We start from the raw sequence: 1,140 nt of genomic DNA, 5'->3' as shown, positions 1-1,140 counted from the left end.
AGCCGCTGCGCTGGCACGACCAGCAGAACCCGTTTGCGCTGCTGCCGCGACAGAGCGCGATCAACGGCTGCCCGCAGCTGGTGATGGAGCCGGGCGGGCCGCCGGCATCGCGGATCAGCAATTCCTTCCGCCGCCGCCTCAAGAGCAAGGAAAAGAAGCTCCAGGCCCTCGCCGGCTATCGCTATCATCTTGCCACGTCAGACGCTGACATCACGCGCCTGCTCGACTGGTTCTTCCGCGTCAAGCCGGTGCGAATGGCGGAACAGAAGCTCCCGAACGTCTTCGCCGAGCCCGGCGTCGAACAGTTCGTCCGCAGCGCCTGCCTTGCGCCGCGCGGTGAAGGCCACGTCATCGACATCCACGCGCTCGAATGCGACGACGAAGTGATCGCGATCTTCGCCGGGGTCGCCGACGGCGAACGCTTCTCGATGATGTTCAACACCTACACGATGTCCGAGCACGCCCGCTACAGCCCCGGCCTGATCCTGATGCGCTATATCATCGATCGCTACGGCGAGCGCGGCTACCGCTCGCTCGACCTCGGCATCGGTTCGGACGATTATAAGCGGATGTTCTGCAAGGACGACGAAGAGATCTTTGACAGTTTTGTTCCGCTGACCTCGCGCGGAAAACTCGCGGCGATGGCGATGTCCTCGCTCAGCCATGGCAAGCGGCTGGTGAAGCAGAACCAGATGCTATTCGACCTGGCGCGACGGCTGCGGCAGGCGTTCGGGTAAAACCTCTCCGCGAACGTCGAGATCGTAGGGTGGGCAAAGCGACTTGTCCGCCGTCGCTCGAAGAGCGAAGGCGGAAGCGTGCCCACGTCGTCTGTTACTGTATTGGATAGGTGGTGGGCACGGCGCTTCGCGCCTTTGCCCACCCTACGATTCCGTGTGCGCGGAAAAAGAACGAAAAGCCTACGCCGCCACCACGCGCGGCGCGTCCACCGCATCCGAAGCCTGCACCGGCTTGCTCAGCATCGTCACCTCGCTGAAGCCGACCGCCCTCAGCTGCTCGCACATCAGCGTGCGCGCATCCGGTGCCATCGACACATCGGGCACCACGACGGCGCGGGCATGCGCCGTCAGCAGCTCGGCCGGAAGGTCTGAGGCGCTCCCGGCGTCGATCAGCACGTGATCG

The 1,140-nt window shown here is 64.3% G+C and carries 2 protein-coding genes; one reads left to right on the top strand and one right to left on the bottom strand.

The features are described 5' to 3' along the window. Nucleotides 1-737, top strand: a 737-nt coding sequence (locus MOV75_RS39095) for a GNAT family N-acetyltransferase (RefSeq protein ID WP_247008179.1), incomplete at its 5' end; no start/stop codon positions are given. 180 nt (nt 738-917) lie between these two features. Here the strand turns inward: MOV75_RS39095 and MOV75_RS39090 are convergent. Next, nucleotides 918-1,140: type VI secretion system baseplate subunit TssF (locus tag MOV75_RS39090; RefSeq protein WP_247008178.1), on the bottom strand; the 223-nt coding region annotated here is incomplete at its 5' end.

Origin of the sequence: Bradyrhizobium sp. PRIMUS42 (assembly GCF_023006515.1) — a bacterium.
GTDB lineage: Bacteria > Pseudomonadota > Alphaproteobacteria > Rhizobiales > Xanthobacteraceae > Bradyrhizobium.
The sequence above is the reverse complement of the archived record's forward strand: the minus strand, read 5'-3'. Positions and strand labels throughout refer to the sequence as shown.